The following is a 276-nucleotide window of genomic DNA, read 5'->3' on the forward strand; positions in this document are numbered from 1 at the left end:
TGGACCTTGCCGAAGCTGATGCGCAGCGTGCTGTTGGCGTCGGGGTAGACGGCCTCGCCGCGGCTGGCGTGGAAGTCGATCAGGGCCTGCTGCGTGCCGGCATAGGCCTTCTGCAGCTTGCCGGCGAGTTCCTTGTCGCGGGACTCGCGCTTCTGCTCGTCGTCATACAGCGCCACGGCGATGCGGATGAAGGCATCGTCGCTGGCCTGGAAGGCGGCCACGTCCTTGTCCAGCCAGGACAGCCGGGTGGGCGTGTCGGCCAGCTTGCTGGCGGCA

At 68.1% G+C, this 276-nt stretch carries 1 protein-coding gene; it reads right to left on the reverse strand.

Annotated elements, in window-relative coordinates; translation table 11 throughout:
• A partial coding sequence (locus AC0MA3_RS26485; RefSeq protein WP_474658343.1) for a S46 family peptidase occupies positions 1 to 276 on the reverse strand: 276 nt, incomplete at both ends.

The organism is Paenibacillus sp. LS-5, from assembly GCF_056121505.1.